This is a genomic window from Comamonas sp. E6 (assembly GCF_001010305.1).
In the GTDB taxonomy this organism is placed as follows: domain Bacteria; phylum Pseudomonadota; class Gammaproteobacteria; order Burkholderiales; family Burkholderiaceae_C; genus Comamonas; species Comamonas thiooxydans.
In genome coordinates this window covers 1-1,332 of sequence record NZ_BBXH01000064.1, presented here as the reverse complement: position 1 = coordinate 1,332, position 1,332 = coordinate 1, and the positions used below count along the sequence as shown (strand labels likewise).

Here is a 1,332-nt window from a genome sequence, read left to right as displayed (position 1 = left end):
GAGGGTGTGCAGAATTTTGTGTAAACGGACAATCAACCGCCGGCGCAAGCCGGACTGTCCGTAAGCACAATGAGCACCAAGAAACACGACGTACCCGAAGAACTGCTGTCTGGCCTGCTGGCCAACTACAAGAAGCCCGAAGACCTCATCGGCGAGAACGGCCTGCTCAAGCAGTTGACCAAGCTGCTGGTGGAGCGAGCCCTAGACGCCGAACTGACCGAGCATCTGGGCCACGAACGCAACGAAGCGGTAGCCAACACCACTGGCAACACCCGCAATGGCAAGAGCAAGAAGACCCTCAAGGGCGATTTCGGCGAGTTGCCCATCGAGGTGCCACGTGACCGCCATGGCAGCTTCGAGCCCCAGCTCATCCCCAAGCACCAGACCCGCTGGGCCGGCTTCGACGACAAAATCATCTCGCTGTACGCCCGCGGCATGACGGTGCGCGAGATACAGGCCCACCTGGAGGAGATGTACGGCACCGAGGTCTCGCCCAGCCTGATTTCCTCGGTGACCGACGCCGTGGCCGATGAGGTCAAGACCTGGCAAGCCCGCCCGCTCGATGCAATCTACCCCATCGTCTATCTGGACTGCATCCATGTGAAGGTGCGCGAGGGCGCTGTGCGGGTCAAGGCGGTGTACTTGGCCATCGGCATCACCATGACGGGTGACAAGGAGGTGCTGGGCCTGTGGCTGGCGCAAACCGAGGGTGCCAAGTTCTGGCTGCAGGTCGTCACCGAACTTCGCAACCGGGGCGTGCAGGACATCTTCATCGCCTGCGTCGACGGGCTCAAAGGCTTCCCCGACGCCATTGAGGCGGTATTCCCCAAGGCGGTGGTGCAACTGTGCATCGTGCACATGGTGCGCCACAGCCTGAACTACGTCTCGTGGAAGCGTCGCAAAGAAGTGGCCGCCGACCTGCGACGCATCTACACGGCAACCACCGCCGAGGAGGCCGAGCTGATGCTCGGTGAATTCGAGGCCCGCTGGGATGCCGAGTACCAACCCATCGGCCAGTCCTGGCGCAGGAACTGGAGCCGGCTGATTCCGTTCTTTGACTACCCACCCGAAATCCGCAAGGTCATCTACACCACCAACGCCATCGAGTCGGTCAACATGAGCCTGAGGAAGCTGACCAAGAACCGGGGCTCGTTCCCCAGTGACGAAGCGCTGACCAAACTGTTCTATCTGGCCCTGCGCAACATCAGTCAGAAGTGGACCATGCCCATCCGGGATTGGAAGGCTGCGCTGACCCGCTTTACCATTCAGTTCGGAGACCGCATCTCCGTCAATTGAAGTCCGAACCGTTTACACAAAAATTCGGACACGCCC

The 1,332-nt window shown here is 60.7% G+C and carries 1 protein-coding gene; it reads left to right on the top strand.

Features of this window, described 5'->3' with window-relative positions; genetic code table 11:
- Positions 1-69: 69 nt before the first annotated feature.
- Entirely contained in the window at positions 70-1,296 is a 1,227-nt protein-coding gene (locus tag CSE6_RS25905; protein WP_034390491.1) for an IS256 family transposase, read from the top strand.
- Positions 1,297-1,332 lie beyond the last annotated feature (36 nt).